The following is an 18,347-nucleotide window of genomic DNA, read 5'->3' as shown; positions in this document are numbered from 1 at the left end:
AGTAACGGGTATAATCCATAACAGATAAATTAAAAGCATTGAAGTGCTTGTACTTTAATACAATAAGTCTCATGGTACGACCACTAGAAAATTACAAACGGAGAAAATACATGTCAATCGTGATCAGTGGTACAGGTCTATTTACACCACCACACAGTATTTCAAACGATGAATTAGTCACCGCATTTAATCAATATGTTGAAGACTATAATATTGAAAATGCCGCCGCTATTAACAGTGAGCAGTTAACGGCCTTAAAACCGTCTTCAAGTGAATTCATTGAAAAAGCATCAGGCATTAAAAGTCGCTATGTTATGTATAAAGACGGCGCACTTGACCCTAAAACCATGATGCCACTTATTCCTCAGCGTAGTGATGAGCAATTATCAGCACAAGCAGAAATGGCTGTTGGCGCCGCGAAACAAGCGATGGCTGCAGCAAATAAAACAGCAGACGATATCGATTTAATCATTGTTGCTTGTTCATACACACAACGCGCTTATCCTGCAATTGCCATTGAAGTACAAAAAGAACTAGGTTGTAAAGGTTGGGCTTACGATATGCTCGTCGCTTGTTCATCGGCAACCTTTGGTATTATGAATGCTTCAAATGCTTTGCATGGCGACACAGCAAAAACAGTGTTAGTGATTAACCCTGAACTCAATTTTCCACAAATTAATTTACGCGACCGCGACAGTCACTTTATCTTTGGCGATGTTGCAACGGCTATTGTTATTGAAAAACAAGCAACCGCTACGGCTGACCATTGCTTTAAAATATTAACTAAGAAGCCGATCACGACCTTTTCTAATAACATTCGTAGTAACTTTGGTCATATCAATAAATGTGATCCAGAAACCATGCTTGATAATGACAAAATGTTTGTTCAGCAAGGACGAAAAGTTTTTAAAGAAGTACTGCCAATGGTCTCTCAATTAATTACCGAGCAAATGGCAGAAGCAAATGTTGAAGCTAAAGATTTAAAAAGATTATTTTTACATCAAGCCAATATCAACATGAATAACTTTGTTGCAAAGAAAGTATTAGGCCGTGACCCTATGGGCAATGAAGCGCCAATTATTTTAGACAAGTTTGCAAATACGGCTTCGGCGGGTTCTATTATTGCTTTTCACTTGAATCATGATGATATGGTTACTGGCGATAAAGCTTTAATCTGTTCTTTTGGTGCCGGTTATTCGGCAGGCTGTATCGTTATAGAGCATATTTAATTCTGCTGTGCGGTTAAGTCACTGAGAAAAACCTCTGTGACTTAATCGTTAATTAACCTTTAACCTTTAACAAAACTCACTATGTAAAAAAGTAATTAGCTTTACTATCGATGGATGAGCAATTGTGTAGTATATCGTTTGTGATTCTCGGCGAGTTTTTACCAAGCCGTCTTTTCTCAATCGAGCTAAATGCTGCGATAAACTCGACTGGCTCAAATCAATAAAACCATTAAGCTCTGATACCGACATTTCTTTCTCACCTAAATAGCAAAGTATCAATAATCTATTTTCATTACTCATCGCCTTCAGTAACTCAGCGGCTTGAGTTGCATTACCACGCATTTCAGCTATGTCTATTTGAGTTTCATTATTCATCATTTGGGTCTTTATTGTCAGCAAAAAGTAAATATTAATTGATATTACATTAGATAGTGCTAATATAAAAGTACATTACATTTATCTAATATAATAACTTTTCAGTTAAGGATCCCTTTTGAATTACACCAGACTGCTGCAACTCGCTATTGAGAAACCTAAACTTGTTTACACCTTAGTCTTATTAATGGTGGCAATTAGTCTGGCGATGATGCCAAACCTGAAAATAGATACCGACCCTGAAAATATGCTGAGCAGTGATGCGCCAGCACGTGTTTTTCATAACCAAACAAAAGCTGACTTTCAAATGCGCGATATGATAGTCGTTGGAATTGTTAGTAAAAATAGTATTTTTACTCCTAGTGCATTACAGGTTGTTGAGCAACTTTCAACAGAAATATTACAAATTGAAGGGGTTATTCAACAAGATTTATTATCCTTGAGTGTTGTTGACAATATTACCCAAGAAAAAAATAACCAAGGTGAAAATAACGGCATACGCTTTGAATATCTAATGAAGCAGGCACCGTCTTCACTCGAAGGCAGCTTAGCCATTCAACAAGCCGTAAAACGCTTACCTATGCTTAACAACACCATAGTTTCTGGAGACAACAAAGCGATAGCGATTTACGTGCCTATTCAAGCCAAAGACATGAGTTATAATATTGCCGAAAAAATTCGTACTATCAGTGGCAATTTTCCCGCAGAGTTGGTGGCTAATGTAGACTTTCATATCACAGGTTTACCTGTCGCTGAAGACCAATTTGGCTATGAGATGTTTGTTCAAATGGGTGTTGCAGCTCCACTTGCTGGTTTAGCTATTTTTGTTTTACTTTGGTACTTTTTTCGCAATTTTCCGTTAATAATTGCACCTATGGTGGTCGCGATGGCTACGGTGATTATAGTCATGGGCTCACTCATCGGTATGGGCTTTACTGTTCATATTATGTCATCAATGATCGCTATATTCTTAATGCCAATAGCAGTGGTTGACTCAGTTCATATTCTCTCTGAATTTGCTGAAAAATATAAAACAGGTGATGATGCCGGCGATGTTGTAAAAGGTGTCATGAAGCATTTATATACGCCAATGCTTTATACATCAATCACCTCTGCTATCGGTTTTTATTCGTTAATGCTAACCCCTATTCCGCCGGTAAAAGTCTTTGGTGCTTTTATTGGTACTGGTATTTTATTGGCATTCGCGCTGACAATTATTTACGTCCCTGCTTATATTTCTCGTTTAAAACCTGAAACTTTAGCCAAATTGCATGACGCTATAGTGCGTATGGAGAAAAAAGGCAGATTAGCCGATGTATTAGAACGGTTAGGCAGTTTTGCTACTCAAAAAACCAAGCTTATTCTTATCGGCTTTGTTGCCTTATTTTTAATTAGTATTGAAGGCGTTAGTCGTATTGAAATTAATGATAATCCTGTTAATTGGTTTAAAGCGGATCACGAAATAAGAATTGCTGACAAGGTACTTAATGAACATTTTGCTGGTACTTATGATGCTTGGTTAGTGTTTAACAATAACGAGGGTGACAATAACGGCGAGGTAAAAAAATTCAAAGAAGTTCTGGCAACGTTTACCGCTGATTCAGCTAGCGCTAAAAAAATTCATACCTTTATAAATAACGTTAACTCGGCTAAAAAAGAGTCATTATTCAATCAGCATTTGTTGGTTTTATTAGATGACTTAACGTTTTCTGCCCCTGATAAAGACCAGGTTATTATTGAGCAGTTAGTCAATATTGCTGATAGCGCTTTCAACGACAGCAAAGTATTTCTAGACCCCACGTTATTAAACTGGCAAAGCGACTTTCAACAAGCGTTACTAGCTACAGGTTTAGTTGGTAAAAGTAATGGCTTGGCTGATATCGTTAAAACGGTCAATCGTGAGCTTTTCTCCGGTGAAGATAAAGACTTTACTTTGCCTGAAACAAGCAATGGCGTTGCGCAAACATTATTGCAATATCAGTCATCACATCGTCCACAAGACTTATGGCATTTTGTCACTAAAGATTACCAAAAAAGTCTCTTATGGTTGCAAATGACTAGTGGCGACAATCAACACACTACCAAAGTTGTTAACTGGACAGAGACTTACATTACCAACAATCCAATGCCAAAAAATATTAGTTATCAATGGGCAGGTAAATCTTATTTAAACATTGTTTGGCAAGACGCGATGGTAAATGGGATGATCGACAGTCTATTATCTTCATTTGTCATCGTTTTCTTGATGATGGTTTTACTGTTTCGATCTTTCAAGTACGGTATTTTAGCCATGTTGCCGCTAACACTTACTATTTCGATGATCTATGGATTAATTGGCTGGATAGGTAAAGACTATGATATGCCTATCGCGGTGTTGTCGGCGCTCACATTAGGACTATCTATCGATTTTGCCATTCATTTTCTCCAACGTGCACGAGAATTAGAGAAAGAACTGGGCAGCTTAACACAAGCATTAACCGCAATGTTCCAAGAGCCAAGCCGAGCAATTTCACGCAATGCAATAGTTATTGCGGTTGGTTTTACCCCATTATTACTTTCACCATTAATGCCTTATATTACCGTTGGTTTTTTCCTGGCGAGTATTATGGCGCTATCGGCGTTAGTTACTTTAGTGCTATTGCCGGCATTAATGACCCTTTTTGCTGGTAAGCAAAACCTAAAAACTGAACAACTATAGGATATAAAGATGAAATATTTATCAAAACTATTGATACTGGTCTACTCCCTTTCAAGTTTTGTTGGCCATGCTGGCGATCTAACCGATGCTAATAAAATTATTACTAAGGCAAATTTAGCCTCATATTATTCTGCTGATGATGGTAGTGCCCAAGCACGTATGATTATTGTTGATGCGCAGGGTAATAAGCAGATGCGACAATTTACCATCTTGCGTAAAGACCAAACCGATTTAGGTAACCAAGACATTTTAGTGTTCTTCTCTCGCCCCACCGATGTCCAAGGTACGGTATTTCGTGTAGTTAAAAAAGTCACAAGCGATGACGACCGCTGGTTGTACTTGCCAGCACTAGATTTAGTAAAACGTATTTCAGCCGGTGATAAGCGTACTTCTTTTGTTGGCGCACATTTTTTTTATGAGGATGTTTCAGGCAGAAACCCCGCAGAAGATAACTTTACCCTGTTAAAAACTGATAACAACTTTTATACGATCAAGGCTCAGCCTAAAGATCTAAACAGTGTTGAATTTGATCATTATATTGTCAGTGTTGATAAAAACACTTTTTTACCGATGCAAGTTGACTTTTATGACAGCCAAGGTAAAAAATCACGTTCTCTGCAAGTATTAAAAACTGAAGTTATTGATGGTTTTACCACGGTTATGCATTCAAAAATAACTCAACACTCCGATGGTAGCTATACTGAAATGCAATTTAGAAATGTTAAATATAATGTTGGCTTACCCAATGATATTTTTTCTGAGCGCAGTTTACGTAACCCACCGAAAGAGTGGTTAGATTAATCAGCTAAGGGTGATCGTATGAACTCATCCTGACCCGTTTTAGCTGCTGAAATTAATTCAGTATCGTGATTATTAGTCTTTATATTGCTTAACAAAAAATGGACAAAATTATCGTGCAAAAATCAGTAAAAAATTTCTTTTTTCTAGTGAGCAGCCTCTGTGTCGTTAGCGCAAGTTTTGCCGCTAATGTTCTCGCAAACGAAACAGATAATTGGGGTGATGAGTGGAGCGAAGCAACAGTTTCACCTTGGAAGTTTTCAGGTTTTGTTGAAGCAGGTTATGGCTATTTATTACAGGATAATATTGTTGAGTCAAACGCATCATTAAGTGAAATCACCACACGCGTTAATCTTGATTACAGTCATGAATCTTTTGAGCTGGTTTCAAAAGCAGAGTTAATTTATGACGATGTATTAAAAAATACTTTTTTGCAAACACGCGAATTAAATATCCGTTTTAGCCCCTCAGATAAAACAGATGTTAAGTTAGGTCGGCAAATTCTGACATGGGGTACCGGTGATTATATTTTCCTTAACGACTTGTTTGCAAAAAACTGGCAATCATTCTTCTCAGGACGTGATGACCAATATCTAAAAGCGCCTTCAGATAGTGCGAAAGGTACTTGGTATATTGGTCACTATTCACTTGATCTCACTTGGACTCCTGAGTTCACCCCTGATGTTTACATCACTGGCGAACGTTTTTCTTTTTATTCACCGCAAGCACAAGCCATTGTTGCACCCGCTGATAATTTTAGGGTAAAAGAAACCAATAAAGCACAATTTTCAGCGCGCCTTGCGACTAACAATAATGGCGTGGAATATGCGCTGTATGGTTATAAAGGTTTTTGGCCAACTCCCGTAGGTATTACAGAAGATAACAGTCAGCCACCACAAGCTTATTTTCCAGAAATGAATGCTTGGGGAGCCAGTGTTCGATTGTCATTAGCCGGCGGATTATTTAATGCTGAATATGCAAGTTATAACAGTATTGAGGATAATAACGGCACTAACCCTTTTATTGCTAATGGTCAAAATAGGTTTTTAGTGGCGTTTGAAAGAGAAGTAATTAAAAACCTGACCGCTAGCGTTCAGTTCTATGTTGAGCAAACCAAACATTATCAGCAATTTATTAGCCATTCTGCTACGCCAGCAACAGAAGTCGATGAAAACCGTCAATTATTAACCTTTCGCTTAACCTACAGAACATTGCAGCAAAAATTAATTTATAGCGTTTTTAACTTTTATTCTCCCACAGACAAGGATGGTTATCTTAAACCTTCAATAACTTATCGCTATAGCGATAAGTGGTTATTCTCGGCTGGGGCGAATTTATTTTGGGGTGAAGAAAAGTATACTTTTTTTGGTCAACATCAACAAAACAGCAATGCTTGGCTTAGAGTAAAAGCCCACTTTTAAATGACGCCAGCACTAAAGGCTCAATGTCTACAGAATTAATCTGACAATAACTTACAGTTTTTCAGCATATCCTAACAATTAGATCACTGAAACTTACCCGTAATAAGATGAGAATGGCTGTAAATATTCTGCTGAGCTTATTATGAACAAAATTATTATCGTCATCTGTTTTAACATTTTGTTTTCTTTGAACAGTTACGCAATGAAATCTAATGATTATATTATTTCTATTAAGCATGCAACTAACGACAGTGACTATTACTCAAGTGTTGGCGTAGAGGTAATTCATCGTAAACTTAATAGTTATTTAGGTTTCTCGGTTAATAGCTCAATAGGCTATGCAAGGGTTACCGATACCTTTGATTATCAACATGGTTTTATTGCATGGGAAGGCGGTATAAAAATAGGTTATTTTTCTAACTTTAGTCTTTATGCTGAATTTGGCGTTGATCTACTTGAGCTTGCCTTTAATGATCGAAGTGACGATGGCTATTCACATAGAAACAAGGGCTATAGTACAGATTTCGAAAATGATAACTTTGACCATCATTACAATGACAACGATTCAGATGGCTATATAGGGATTGGTAGTTCGATGATGATTGAGCAAATAAAAGTTACAGCATTTGTTCGTTTTCGTGAAATAAGTGGTTATAACTGGCAAGCAAAAAACTATGCCTTTAGCGGTATTGAGTTAGCGGTAGTTTTTTAATTAAATTACCATCGTTTGTTTGCTTGTTTCTTTCTTTTCTCTACGGCAAAATAGTCCCCATAGATATTTACAAATAATAGAGAAAAAAATGAGCGCAAATTCAGCAGCACAAAATCAAATAAAACAAATGCTAACCATGCAAGACGCGATGAATACTCGTGTTAGTGATACCTGGCAAGAAAATGGTTATGAGTGGTATCGCGCCATTTGGGTTGAGTGTGCTGAAATGTTAGACCATCACGGATGGAAATGGTGGAAACATCAAGAAATAGATATTGCGCAAGTGCAACTGGAGTTGGTTGATATTTTTCATTTTGGATTAAGCTTACGTTTAATGACAGGCGAAACCGTTACAAGTATTACTGACACCTTAGCAACAGAACTCACTGAAAGCTCAGGCGAAAAAGATTTTAAAATTGCCCTTGAAAACCTAGCGTCAGCCGCCGTTACTAACAAAAGTTTTGATGCGATTGCCTTAGCTGATTGTATGCGTTTGATGAATATGGACCTAGATGAATTATTTCGTCAATATGTTGGCAAAAACACCTTGAATTTTTTCCGTCAAGACCACGGTTATAAAGAAGGGACATATATCAAAGTTTGGCATGGCGAAGAAGACAATGAAGTATTAGCTAATTTAGTTAATACCTTAGATGCCAGTGCAAGTGATTTTCAGCAACAACTTTATGCAGCACTTGAGGCAAAATACCCAGCATAATTATTCGCTCAAAACCTAATGAAGACTCTAGATAAATAATAACTAGAGTCTTTTATCCCCCACCCTTCTCCCATGCTCAAACAGTCTTTTAGCTTAAAGTATATAGAATAAATTCTACTTTCCGAACGGTCATTAAAACACCCCTTTTATATTAAGATCTATGGCATAAATGCTGCTTAATTAACGGTTATTAAAAGAATCTAGCAAAATTATGATCTGTGGCACAAATTCTGCTTATTCAACAGTTATTAAGAAGACCGTCAAGAATTTGAACCGCCGGAGCAGTGTATGGAATTAATTCTCTTTGCCATGATCAGCCTAATTGTTATTGTCGCTTTGTTAGCTAGCCGCTTAAACGACAATAGTTTTCCTTTTCCATTTGATAAAAAGCAAAGTCTTTTTACGCCAGCAGAGAAGAATTTTCAGAATTTGCTCGAACAAGCCCTTGGTGGTAAATACCGTATTATTAATCGAGTAAAACTTGCTGATATTGTCACTATTCGTCATGGTGTGTCGAACAGAGCAAGCCAAACAGCATCAGCGAATGCCGAAAGTAAATACTTAGACTTTGCTATTTGTGATCGTGAGAGTATGAAGCTATGTGGCGTTATTGATTTAGTTGATACCCAAGGTAAAGGCTATAAAATCAAAAAAGACTGGTTTGTCAGCGGCGCATTAGAAGCATCTTCAATTCCTCATATTCGTATTAAAGTGAAAACTAATTATACCGTTGACGAGATCCGCGCTTGTATTTACAGTCGACTTTTAGGAAACAGACCACCAGAGCCAAAAATTAAAGGAAAAATTATTCCTGCTCCCATGCTAAAACCTCGACCCAATAGAAATAGAGAAGAAGTTGGCGCTTTGTCTCCTATTGCCGCTCGTGCGCAATTAGGCTCATCAACAGGCAATGCTATGTCGCAACGTATCCCTGCACCGCAAGTAGCCGCATTACCTCATTAAACTCTACAATAAAATTAACTCATTATTAAAATAAAAAGTCAGCGATTTAAATCGCTGACTTTTTTGTTTTCCCTTAGATATAATTAACGTGCTTGGCAGTTTTAATGCCATAAAGGCTGAGAGTGGCAATGTGATCGTAATATATCGTTGACGTATAATCTTGTGCCTATTGAACTCATACATAGAAAGACAGGGTGTCTGAGAAAGGCCATCCTGAACATATACGCTCTTTGCCATCTCGGTAACTGCTCCTGCGTTACTCTACTTCCTACATCCATGTAATCACAGCACCGCGTTATACCGTTGACGTGCAAGGATGCACTAATGCCTAGAAAGACAGGATGTCTGAGAAAGGCCATCCTCAACATAAATATACGACATCTGGGAATCTTCACGTTATAATTGTTTTATTAGATGTTATCAACGAATTGGAAATAAAATGAAAGCAGGAATAATTGGCGCAATGGAGCCAGAAGTTGCTATTTTAAAAGCAAAATTAACTCATGCAGTAACAACCGAACATGCAGGTTATACCTTTTATCAAGGGCAACTCAACGGCAGTGATGTCGTTATTGTACAATCGGGTATTGGTAAAGTGGCTGCTGCCTTAGCAACCGCGATTTTAATTGATAAGTTCCAGCCTGACTATATTGTTAATACTGGCTCTGCTGGTGGTTTTGAACAATCACTAAAAGTAGGCGATATTGTCATTAGTTCAGAAGTTCGCTATCACGATGTCGATGTTACCGCTTTTGGCTATGAGATTGGTCAGTTACCAGGCAATCCAGCTGCCTATATTCCTCACCCGACACTCGTTAAAGCCGCACAGGCAGGTGTTGCTGAATTAGAAAATATCCAGACCTTACTGGGTTTAATCACTACCGGCGATACCTTTATGACTGCTGATGATGATATTGCTAAAGCCCGCGCTAACTTTCCGACTATGGCCGCGGTTGAAATGGAAGGAGCCGCAATTGCTCATACCTGTCATCAATTTAAGGTGCCTTTTGTGGTTATTCGTTCTATGTCTGATATAGCAGGTAAAGAGTCTCCTACCTCCTTTGAAGCTTATTTAGAAACAGCTTCGGTGAATTCATCTCAGTTAGTTGAAAATATGCTCGACGCATTGCAAGGTAAAAAGTTAACTTAAGCCCTAAGTTTAATCGATACCAACTCCACTAATTTTGTGAGCTTGTTCGCGCAAGGAGAATATATCAAGGCAAGGCTGACGATTTTCTAATCACTGGCTATAGGCGTTGAGTGCGCCGCAGGTTTGGAGTATTTTAACCCGCATAAGTGAGCAATAATTTAATGGAATGGCTATAAATATGACTGCTAATAATCTAACAAACTTAATTGATATCAGCCCTTTCGCCTATTCAGTTGTCATGCTTTACGGTGTTATTTTGGTTAAGCTTTTTACTGGCTATTTAGCGAGTCATCAACCCTTAAGGTTTTTTCGAATTTTTTGCGATCAGCTCGCCAAAAAAGTCAATAAAAGTAAGAATACTGACCGTCAGCGTTTTATTTCTGGTTTAATTGCTATTGTAGTTAGCCTTACGCCTATAGTCATTATTCTTTGGTTATTTGAAGCTTTTGTTGAGGCCACCTGGCTTTGGCAGGGATTTTTACTTTATCTTGCCTTAGGCTGTTTACAACTAGGAAAAACAAGTAAAGAGATTGCCAAGTTAATTGTCGCCAACAAAAATTTCGAGGCTAAACAGTTATTAAACCCCTGGCTGTTGCGTAATACCGAACAGCTTTCCTCTTTAGGCTTAGCAAAGAGCTGTATTGAAATGTTATTGCTTCGAGCGGTGCAAAATCTATTCACTATTAGCTTGGTATTTTTACTTTTTGGTCCACTTACTGCTTTAGTTTGTCGATTGCTTATTGAGATGCATTACAGCTGGAATAACAAACAAAATAGTTTTCAACCTTTTGGCGACAGTGTTGCTTTTATTGTCAACATTATACAATGGCTACCTAGCCGTATCTTTTCATTAATCCTGCTGTTTGGTTGTATTGGCAAAAATTTCGTTTTATTTTTTCGGTTAAATCACCGCTACTTTTTTCAATTAAATAATAGCTATGTGCTCAATTTATTTGCTTTGTCATTAGAGGTTAAACTTGGTGGTGTGGCTATGTATCAAAATATAAAATTACGTAAAACAAGTTACAACGATCACGGAAGGCAGCCTCAAGCTACTGATATTATTCATGCCAGCAAACGTATTAGCCAAGTGTTCTATTTTTGTTTTCTATTTTTAACACTACTGACATTATTTATTTACTCGTTCAATATTAATAGGTAACAAACATGTATGAACTTCTTTACTGGTTAGACTTATTTGGTATTGTTGTCTTTGCCTTATCGGGTGCATTAATGGCGGGGCGGTATAAGCTCGACCCTTTTGGTGTTGTCGTATTAGCCGCAGTGACAGCGATTGGCGGCGGTACCATCCGCGATATTACTTTAGATACGCCAGTATTTTGGGTTGCCAATCCCATTTATCTTTATGTTATTTTATTAACTGCAGTGTTAACAATTATCATTATTCGCCGTCCTAAGCGTATTCCAAAGCGCTTTTTACTGATTGCTGATGCATTTGGTTTAGCATTATTTGCTGTTTTAGGTACTGAGAAATCATTAAGTTTAGGCGCTCCTGTATTTGTTGCTGTTGTAATGGGCACCATTACCGGTGTTGCTGGTGGGATGATCCGTGATGTTATATGTAATGTTATTCCAATGATCTTACAAAAAGAAATTTATGCTACTGCTGCGATCTTAGGTGGCTCTTTGTATGCGTTATTTCGATACTTAGCTTGGCCAGAAAATATCGCCATCATTTCTGCAATTCTTGGCGCATTGACGCTGAGATTAGCCGCTATTTATTGGCGAGTTTCACTGCCAGCGTTTCATATTGTTGAAAAAGAAGAAAGTAAATAATGCCAGCTCAGTGCTTTACAGATGTCGATAAGTTGTTTGTTTCTGTTAGATAATTAAGAGATACTAAAGACTAATTTTTAATCACTTTATGATTTCATTAAGCGACTAAGCCATTAATAACACTCATCGAACTATTTTATGACTGATAAAGATAAAATCATTGAAAAACTATCCAACAAAATAGTCATGTTAACTCAAGAAAATGAGCTTATTAAAGATGAACATAAAAAATTAACTGAGTACTTATCTGCGGCTCTAGATAGAACTGGTTTATTTATCTGGGAGCAACACATACCTAGTGGGCAGTTAAAAATATTAGATCAAGCGTTTGGTAGCATGTGCGGTTTTGAAACCAATGAAATTGAATCAACAGTATCCTCTTGGAAAAACAACTTACATCCAGATGATAAAGAAAAAGTTATCGCTGCATTTGAAGAACATTTAGCGGGAATAACACCCTACTTTTATATGACTTACCGCATGAAGCACAAGGACGGAGGTGATGTATGGGTATCTGATCGCGGTAGGGTTATTGAATTTGATGATGATAATAATCCTTTACGTATGACAGGAACACATACTGATATTACCCAAGAAAAACTTTATGAATTAGAGTTAGCTCAATATGCTAATTTAGATCCGCTCACTAACTTACTGAACAGAAAAGCCCTTCAACATAATTTTGAAGTCTACACTAACACCAGTAAATATTGTGGTGGTGCCTTATTTTTTATTGACTTAGACGATTTTAAATCAATAAATGATATTTACGGACATAAAGTGGGCGATAAATTACTGCTGCATGTTACCAGTAACTTTGATGCCTTAGCACCAACAGACGCCTTAATTGCCCGATTCGGAGGTGATGAATTCGCGATTATTTGTAAAACAACCGATAGACTAGCCCTTGAATTATTAGCGCAGTCGATCTTAACAATATTAGCTAAACCCACTGAAATTGAAGGGATAAAAATATCAATTAATTTAAGTATCGGGATATGCGTTTTTGAAAAAAATAATGAAAGCTTTGCCAATATCTATGAGAGAGCTGACAAAGCGATGTATTCGGTGAAACGAAAAGGCAAAAATCATTATGCCTTTTGGGACGAAGACAAAGAAAGTTAAACGTCGAATTCCTCTGTTTAAGCCTCCATTCCCCAGCCATCGTTATAGCCATTATACTTTGCAGCAAGTTGTTCAAGCTGTGCTTCTTGCGCGACAATCCCATCGTAGCAAGGTAGCATTTTTACAGTGCAATCTAAATCCCAAACATTAGGTGTTTCATCAGGATGAATGACTAATTCCATTTCAGGTGCATGTTCTGCTAAATAATCAGCCATTGCTTGGGCTTGTTCTTTTTTTTCGAACAATTGAAAAAACACGACGGGATGAATAATAGACAAATCAATACCAGCATCTTGCATTTCAGCCAAAATTTGGCCTGTTTCATCATTTGGAAAGGTCATAAAAGTTATTATCTGGGTAAAAAGTACTTCATTATAAACCGCTATTTTCTTCAACTCCACAGGAGAGTTAATTATTAATGTTTGAGTAGCTGCATAAATTATTCTGACAACTCAATTGACTCTTTGCGGGGTAGCGAGGACACCTTGCCACTGAACTCGACTCACCTGCTGTTTTCGCTAATAAAGAGGCGCCAATGGTATTAATAGCAAAGGCACATGTTAACTCTCCAAAGGTAATGTTAACTAACACACATTGTTTTTTTGATGAGCAGGTTAAATTTTCTAGCAATATTTTTTGTTTGACCGAGACAAAGGTTTTACTTGTTAATGTATTCGTCTTGGCAGCAACGTTAACAAGAGAGGTTTCAATAACCGTGTTAAGCTTGTGTTTATTTCTTTTTTCTTTGCTTTTTTGAGCAGCCCTTTCCTGATCAAGCTGATGTTTTAAGTGCGTTGTTGCTATTTCATGTTCTTTTAATAAATACCCCAAGCCTAATAAAATAGTAATAAAAATCACTACGGCTATCAGTGTTATCGTTAACCATTTAAGCATTGTTAGCTTTACTTGCATCACGAGAATGAGGATATTTATCTATCATCGCATCAATAGCCCGGTAAATTTTCAATTGAGCCTCTCTACTATTATCGGTTTTAGCATTAATTTTCAAAGGGTAAACACTTCGCCAAACTGAACGTTTTTTTTCAGGGTCGAGTACATCAATAATTAAACTTCCCGGTTTAGTTTGCCACTGTTTTTTGTCCGCTTGCGCTTCACCGCCACGCAAACAAAGAGAACAATAAAGCACCCCTTTATTGTAGGTTAATAATTCCTTAGTGTTTTCATTAACAAGATGATAAGTAATCACAATATCAGCATCATCTAGCGTATTATAAATAAAACCATTCTTATCTAATACTTGCTCTATGGCTAATTCAATACTGTTACGCGTGGTATAACTAATATTTTGAAACTGGCCAAAGTCAGAGTTACGCTTATAAAAAGCGTAGCTGCTTACCTTTGAAAAATTAAAGTTAGTTTGATATTTTGAAATGGCCGGTTGGTATAATGTACAACCTGAGAGCATTAGTGCTGAAAAGCATAGCAAGGTTATTAAAAAAATAAGCTGAAAAGATATTGGCTGGCTATTTTTAATCAAGAATAAAAGGCATAGATAATGAAAAGGATAACTTTAGCCTACCCTGCTGAAAAAAAATTACAACTATTTGCGCAAGTAATAAAATAACAGCAGAGCGTTTTGTGTAAATAGCTTACATCAACACAGATAAATCAACTTGGGTAAAATTAATGACCTTACCACCAAATTCAGCTGCAAAGGTTTGCGCATCTTTTTGTTTACTAAAACTTGCCAGCGTTTTACCCATCGCACCTGTTTTAATTGAGCCAGCAACAAACCATGCGTTGCGGGCATCAATAAAGTATTGGTCATTTGGTGTTTTCCACGGTGATTTACTCATATCGTGTACTAATATGGTGGTAACATTTCGCTTATTCTCAGGGTCTAAGTAAAAGCTAAACATATCGCGAGTCGAGCAAAACTTTTTCACACTATCGCCTTCCGCTTTAGTAAGACCCTTTCTAAATAATTCCCCTTTAGGACCACTAAAGTTTGAAATTAACATACCACACAAATGACATTCATCGGCTGTTTCTATCGCCACGGCTTCATGTAACGATTGGGCGACCTCGTCATTTTTAGAACACGCAGACAGCAGTGCTGCCAACAATAGGGTTATCAATAAAAGGGGTAAGCTAGGCTTTAAAATATTCATTAGAGTGTTTTTTTCCTAAAAATAAAAATGGCAATAATGATAGGTACCATGACCCATGCCAGTAAAATGCTAAATAATTGCCCTTGTGACAGACTCGATTTTATTGCAATCGCTAAAGCGCCATTAACGTCACCACTATCAAGGCCGGCAAGATTTACTAATCTAAATATATCGGCTGGATTTAGCATCATTAATTGGGTAAGTCCCTGCTGGCTAATACCTTGTTCCACACCGACCAATAACGCCAGCAACGCTAAATCAAAAACTAACGCAAAGAAAAACCAAGTGATTAAAGCAAAACCCGCTGCTTTTGATTTTTCACTTACCGATAAACTGATCAAATAAGCGATGGCAGTAAAACTTAAACCTAATAAAACAGCACTCCCAATAAAGGTAGCAAAAACATTAAAAACGGCACTGTCGTTTAGTTGATAATATAAGATTAGCGCCGACGAGCCAAAGCCCAAAAGGGTTGCAAGTGCAATAATACCGCCTTGTCCTAAAAACTTACCTAATAACAGTTGGCTTTTACTTAAGGGATAAGTCAACAATAATAACAAGGTGCCGCTTTCTTGTTCACCCACAAAACTGTCGTAACTGAGCAGTAATGCAATGAGTGGAATAAGAAATACCGCTAAACTGGCCAGACTCGCTATCGTTGTTGATAAAGAGGTTACGCCTACTGTCCCTGACGCTGCAGCACCAAAATAGGTCAAACCAATAGACAAAATAGCAAAAATAACAGTAATTGACACTAGCCAACGGTTACGTAAACCATCATGAAATTCTTTGTTGGCAACGGCTAATATTTGTTTCATTAGCGGGGCTCCTTAACGGTATTTTTATTATCGACATGGTCAGCTAAATGGCGTGATAAATAAAATTGATAAACTTGCTCTAAATTGGCCGAATCAACTCTGACATCTTTAATCGCTTGATAACTCAGTAACTGACGCAAGGTCGCTAATTTATCTTGCTCAGGTACCGTCAGTAAATCACCATGATTTTTATCTACTAAAAATTTAGCCAATTTAGGATCGCCTTGAAGCGAACCATTCAAACCTTCAACTTTGATGGTGACGGGCAAGGCGGCGGCTTGGCGTAACTCTTCTAAAGAGCCCATAGCAAGCACTTTGCCGGAAGATAATATCATCGCTCGGTCAATATGTTGTTCAACACCGGGTAAAACGTGTGAACATAAAATAACACTGGTTCCTTGGCTTTTTAGATCATCAACCGTTTTATAAAAATCAGCGGTTGCAATAGGATCTAAGCCAACAGTGGGTTCATCAAGCAACAACAGAGCTGGATTGCCGATAAAAGCCTGTGCTAACCCTAAACGTTGCCTCATTCCTTTTGAATACGTTTTAACTTGCCGCTTCATGGCATGAGCAACCCCAACTTGCTCGAGTAAAGCCATTGCATGTTTTTTGTCAAAGCCCTTAAGTTTAGCAAAATAACTAAGCACTTCTAAACCGGTTAATTGCTCATAAAAACTAACATTTTCAGGTAAATAACCAATTTTAGCGCGCATGTGCCAAGCTTCTTTAGAATCTGGTGCCATCCCCATCACTTTAACATTGCCATGACTTGGCGCAATAACGCCAAGAATAAGCTTCATCATGGTGGTTTTACCCGCACCATTATGACCAAAAAGTCCTAAGACTTCTCCCTGTGAAAGTTGCATATCAACAGAGTCTAGTGCTGTTAATTTCGGATATTTTTTACCCACGTTAGTTAGTTTAACCAGAGGTGTTTTGTCTGTAGTGTTCATCAATTTATATCCTTAATGCTCTGCACGTTGCACAACAGCAGATTGATTATCTGCCGTGTCAGTTTTTAGTGCCTCGGCATTAATCTTTTGTACCCTTGAGAAGTTTTCATCAGTATTTCGGTGATGTGGTGAGGACATCAACGGAAAACTGTCTTTCACACCGGGTGGTTTTAGTACTGGAAATTGACGTTGCACCCATCGCAGAATAATAATCGCGGGGCTGTCCATTAGCATTTTCATTTCTGGGTATTGCCAAACTAATTTATCGATACCATCGTTTGGTTCAAACATAACATCGCCAATGTTATCGTTATTCATATCCCAGCCGAGGTAATTACTCCAGTAATTACCTTTACCCGCTAAGCTCCACTCTTGCTTTTTGTTGGAAACGTACTTAACTTGTGTCGGGTTATTAATAAAACTGTTACCGTAAATTTTAATGTTTTCTGAACCAGCCGTTAAATGAATGCCTATTTCAGCGCCTTCGACAAGATTGTTTTTTAAAGTGTTATAACCTGAATTATAAACAAAGAGCCCTTTACCATCACGGCCTAATACTTTATTTTCAGGCTTTGTCCAAACACGTTTAACAATATTATTGCTGATAGTTGACTGTGTTATATAATTAAATAAAAAACCATAATCTTCACTGTCTATCGTTGTATTCCCGCTGATAATTAATCGCCTAGAGCTCATTAGCGCATAGCCAGCTCGCGTGTTATAAGCAAAATTATTAATTACCGAATTGTCGTATGAATACATATAATGAATGCCATATCGTAAGTCGTGCAGAGTATTATTTTCTAAAATATTCTCTTGACTAGAAATAATATAAAGCCCATCACGGGTGTTAAATATTTCATTGCCTCGGACTTCAGCATGTTTCACGATAGAAAGCTGAATACCGTTACCTCTATCGGCTGAGCGTAAGCTCAAATTACCTTCAACAGTATTATTAAGGACTTTTATGTGTTCGCTTTTTTGTAACCAAATACCAAAGCCATCACCTTTAAGCTTGTTGTTTTTAATCACTATATGGCTGGATTTTTTTTCAGAATAAATAGCAGAATGTTGCTCAGTAAGGTTACTTCCCCAATTAACTATGGTGAGATTTTTTATGGTGATGTTAGAGTTTTTCAGTAGCAAAGCATGACCATCACCTTGCGCATCAATAATCACTTTGCCTAAGTCATCACGCTGGGCTGAAAGTGTAATCGAATGTTCAATAATGAAGTTGCCTAAATAACGACCGGGAGTAAGAATAACAACATCACCATCAACGGCTTTATCAAGCTGTTGTTGTAAATTATCTTGTGGCGTCAGCTTAATATTTTCAGCGCAAAGCGGCTTAATAAAAAGACAAAACACACTAATAAATATAAACACTGATTTGCATTTTACCAAGAGACAACCACCAAAAATCAATAATATTTGTAAGTAAAAAAAGCATATCAC

19 protein-coding genes are annotated in these 18,347 nt (G+C 37.4%); 11 read left to right on the top strand and 8 right to left on the bottom strand.

What is annotated here, in order from left to right; translation table 11 throughout:
* Positions 1-110 precede the first annotated feature (110 nt).
* Positions 111-1,229 carry a beta-ketoacyl-ACP synthase III gene (locus tag H4J70_RS16075; protein ID WP_070375624.1) on the top strand — a complete coding sequence of 373 codons (1,119 nt, stop codon included), beginning with the start codon at positions 111-113 and terminating at the stop codon, positions 1,227-1,229.
* Between the two features lie 66 nt (positions 1,230-1,295).
* On the opposite strand, the gene H4J70_RS16070 is transcribed toward H4J70_RS16075, so the two are convergent.
* Positions 1,296-1,604 (bottom strand): metalloregulator ArsR/SmtB family transcription factor, encoded by a 309-nt coding sequence (locus H4J70_RS16070; RefSeq protein WP_083277999.1) that lies wholly within the window; start codon positions 1,602-1,604, stop codon positions 1,296-1,298.
* Positions 1,605-1,722: 118 nt separating this feature from the next.
* On the opposite strand from H4J70_RS16070, the gene H4J70_RS16065 reads away from it, so the two are divergent.
* The 10 genes from H4J70_RS16065 to H4J70_RS16020 all read left to right on the top strand — a co-directional run bounded on the left by H4J70_RS16065 (position 1,723) and on the right by H4J70_RS16020 (position 12,986).
* Positions 1,723-4,302 (top strand): RND family transporter, encoded by a 2,580-nt coding sequence (locus H4J70_RS16065; protein WP_259368068.1) that lies wholly within the window; start codon positions 1,723-1,725, stop codon positions 4,300-4,302.
* A 9-nt stretch (positions 4,303-4,311) separates the two neighbouring features.
* Positions 4,312-5,103 carry an outer membrane lipoprotein-sorting protein gene (locus H4J70_RS16060; RefSeq protein WP_182216788.1) on the top strand — a complete coding sequence of 264 codons (792 nt, stop codon included), beginning with the start codon at positions 4,312-4,314 and terminating at the stop codon, positions 5,101-5,103.
* Positions 5,104-5,216: 113 nt separating this feature from the next.
* A complete protein-coding gene (locus H4J70_RS16055; protein ID WP_182251452.1) occupies positions 5,217-6,521 on the top strand; it encodes a hypothetical protein in 1,305 nt (434 codons plus the stop codon).
* 142 nt (positions 6,522-6,663) lie between these two features.
* Positions 6,664-7,233, top strand: coding sequence for a hypothetical protein (locus tag H4J70_RS16050; protein ID WP_182251451.1), 570 nt, complete (start codon positions 6,664-6,666; stop codon positions 7,231-7,233).
* 88 nt (positions 7,234-7,321) lie between these two features.
* Positions 7,322-7,951, top strand: coding sequence for a dUTP diphosphatase (locus H4J70_RS16045; protein WP_070375618.1), 630 nt, complete (start codon positions 7,322-7,324; stop codon positions 7,949-7,951).
* Positions 7,952-8,239: 288 nt separating this feature from the next.
* Positions 8,240-8,914 (top strand): DUF2726 domain-containing protein, encoded by a 675-nt coding sequence (locus H4J70_RS16040; protein WP_182216781.1) that lies wholly within the window; start codon positions 8,240-8,242, stop codon positions 8,912-8,914.
* A gap of 439 nt (positions 8,915-9,353) precedes the next feature.
* On the top strand, positions 9,354-10,064 hold the full coding sequence (gene mtnN / locus H4J70_RS16035) for a 5'-methylthioadenosine/S-adenosylhomocysteine nucleosidase (protein ID WP_182216779.1): 711 nt from the start codon (positions 9,354-9,356) through the stop codon (positions 10,062-10,064).
* Between the two features lie 178 nt (positions 10,065-10,242).
* Positions 10,243-11,226 carry a cobalamin biosynthesis protein gene (locus H4J70_RS16030; RefSeq protein ID WP_182251450.1) on the top strand — a complete coding sequence of 328 codons (984 nt, stop codon included), beginning with the start codon at positions 10,243-10,245 and terminating at the stop codon, positions 11,224-11,226.
* A gap of 5 nt (positions 11,227-11,231) precedes the next feature.
* Positions 11,232-11,861, top strand: a complete 630-nt coding sequence (locus H4J70_RS16025; protein ID WP_070375615.1) for a trimeric intracellular cation channel family protein — start codon at positions 11,232-11,234, stop codon at positions 11,859-11,861.
* Between the two features lie 138 nt (positions 11,862-11,999).
* Positions 12,000-12,986: a sensor domain-containing diguanylate cyclase gene (locus H4J70_RS16020; RefSeq protein WP_182216776.1), complete on the top strand. Its 987-nt coding sequence runs from the start codon at positions 12,000-12,002 to the stop codon at positions 12,984-12,986.
* A 17-nt stretch (positions 12,987-13,003) separates the two neighbouring features.
* Here H4J70_RS16020 and H4J70_RS16015 read toward each other — a convergent pair whose 3' ends face one another.
* The 7 genes from H4J70_RS16015 to H4J70_RS15985 form a co-directional block, all read right to left on the bottom strand.
* On the bottom strand, positions 13,004-13,327 hold the full coding sequence (locus H4J70_RS16015) for a ribonuclease E inhibitor RraB (RefSeq protein WP_182216774.1): 324 nt from the start codon (positions 13,325-13,327) through the stop codon (positions 13,004-13,006).
* 67 nt (positions 13,328-13,394) lie between these two features.
* Positions 13,395-13,880 (bottom strand): hypothetical protein, encoded by a 486-nt coding sequence (locus H4J70_RS16010; RefSeq protein ID WP_182216772.1) that lies wholly within the window; start codon positions 13,878-13,880, stop codon positions 13,395-13,397.
* Positions 13,873-14,412: a DUF4136 domain-containing protein gene (locus H4J70_RS16005; protein ID WP_182216771.1), complete on the bottom strand. Its 540-nt coding sequence runs from the start codon at positions 14,410-14,412 to the stop codon at positions 13,873-13,875. The genes H4J70_RS16010 and H4J70_RS16005 overlap by 8 nt, the downstream gene beginning before the upstream one ends.
* A gap of 184 nt (positions 14,413-14,596) precedes the next feature.
* Positions 14,597-15,118: a nitrous oxide reductase accessory protein NosL gene (locus H4J70_RS16000; protein WP_182216769.1), complete on the bottom strand. Its 522-nt coding sequence runs from the start codon at positions 15,116-15,118 to the stop codon at positions 14,597-14,599.
* Positions 15,118-15,936 (bottom strand): ABC transporter permease, encoded by an 819-nt coding sequence (locus H4J70_RS15995; protein ID WP_182216767.1) that lies wholly within the window; start codon positions 15,934-15,936, stop codon positions 15,118-15,120. Before H4J70_RS15995 ends, H4J70_RS16000 begins: the two co-directional genes overlap by 1 nt.
* Positions 15,936-16,892 (bottom strand): ABC transporter ATP-binding protein, encoded by a 957-nt coding sequence (locus tag H4J70_RS15990; RefSeq protein ID WP_182251449.1) that lies wholly within the window; start codon positions 16,890-16,892, stop codon positions 15,936-15,938. The genes H4J70_RS15995 and H4J70_RS15990 overlap by 1 nt, the downstream gene beginning before the upstream one ends.
* Positions 16,893-16,904: 12 nt before the next feature.
* Complete coding sequence (locus H4J70_RS15985; RefSeq protein ID WP_404842497.1) at positions 16,905-18,272, bottom strand: nitrous oxide reductase family maturation protein NosD; 1,368 nt, start codon at positions 18,270-18,272, stop codon at positions 16,905-16,907.
* Positions 18,273-18,347: the final 75 nt, after the last annotated feature.

It is taken from the genome of Colwellia sp. BRX8-9 (assembly GCF_014077245.1).
Classification (GTDB): Bacteria; Pseudomonadota; Gammaproteobacteria; order Enterobacterales; family Alteromonadaceae; genus Colwellia_A.
The sequence above is the reverse complement of the archived record's forward strand: the minus strand, read 5'-3'. Positions and strand labels throughout refer to the sequence as shown.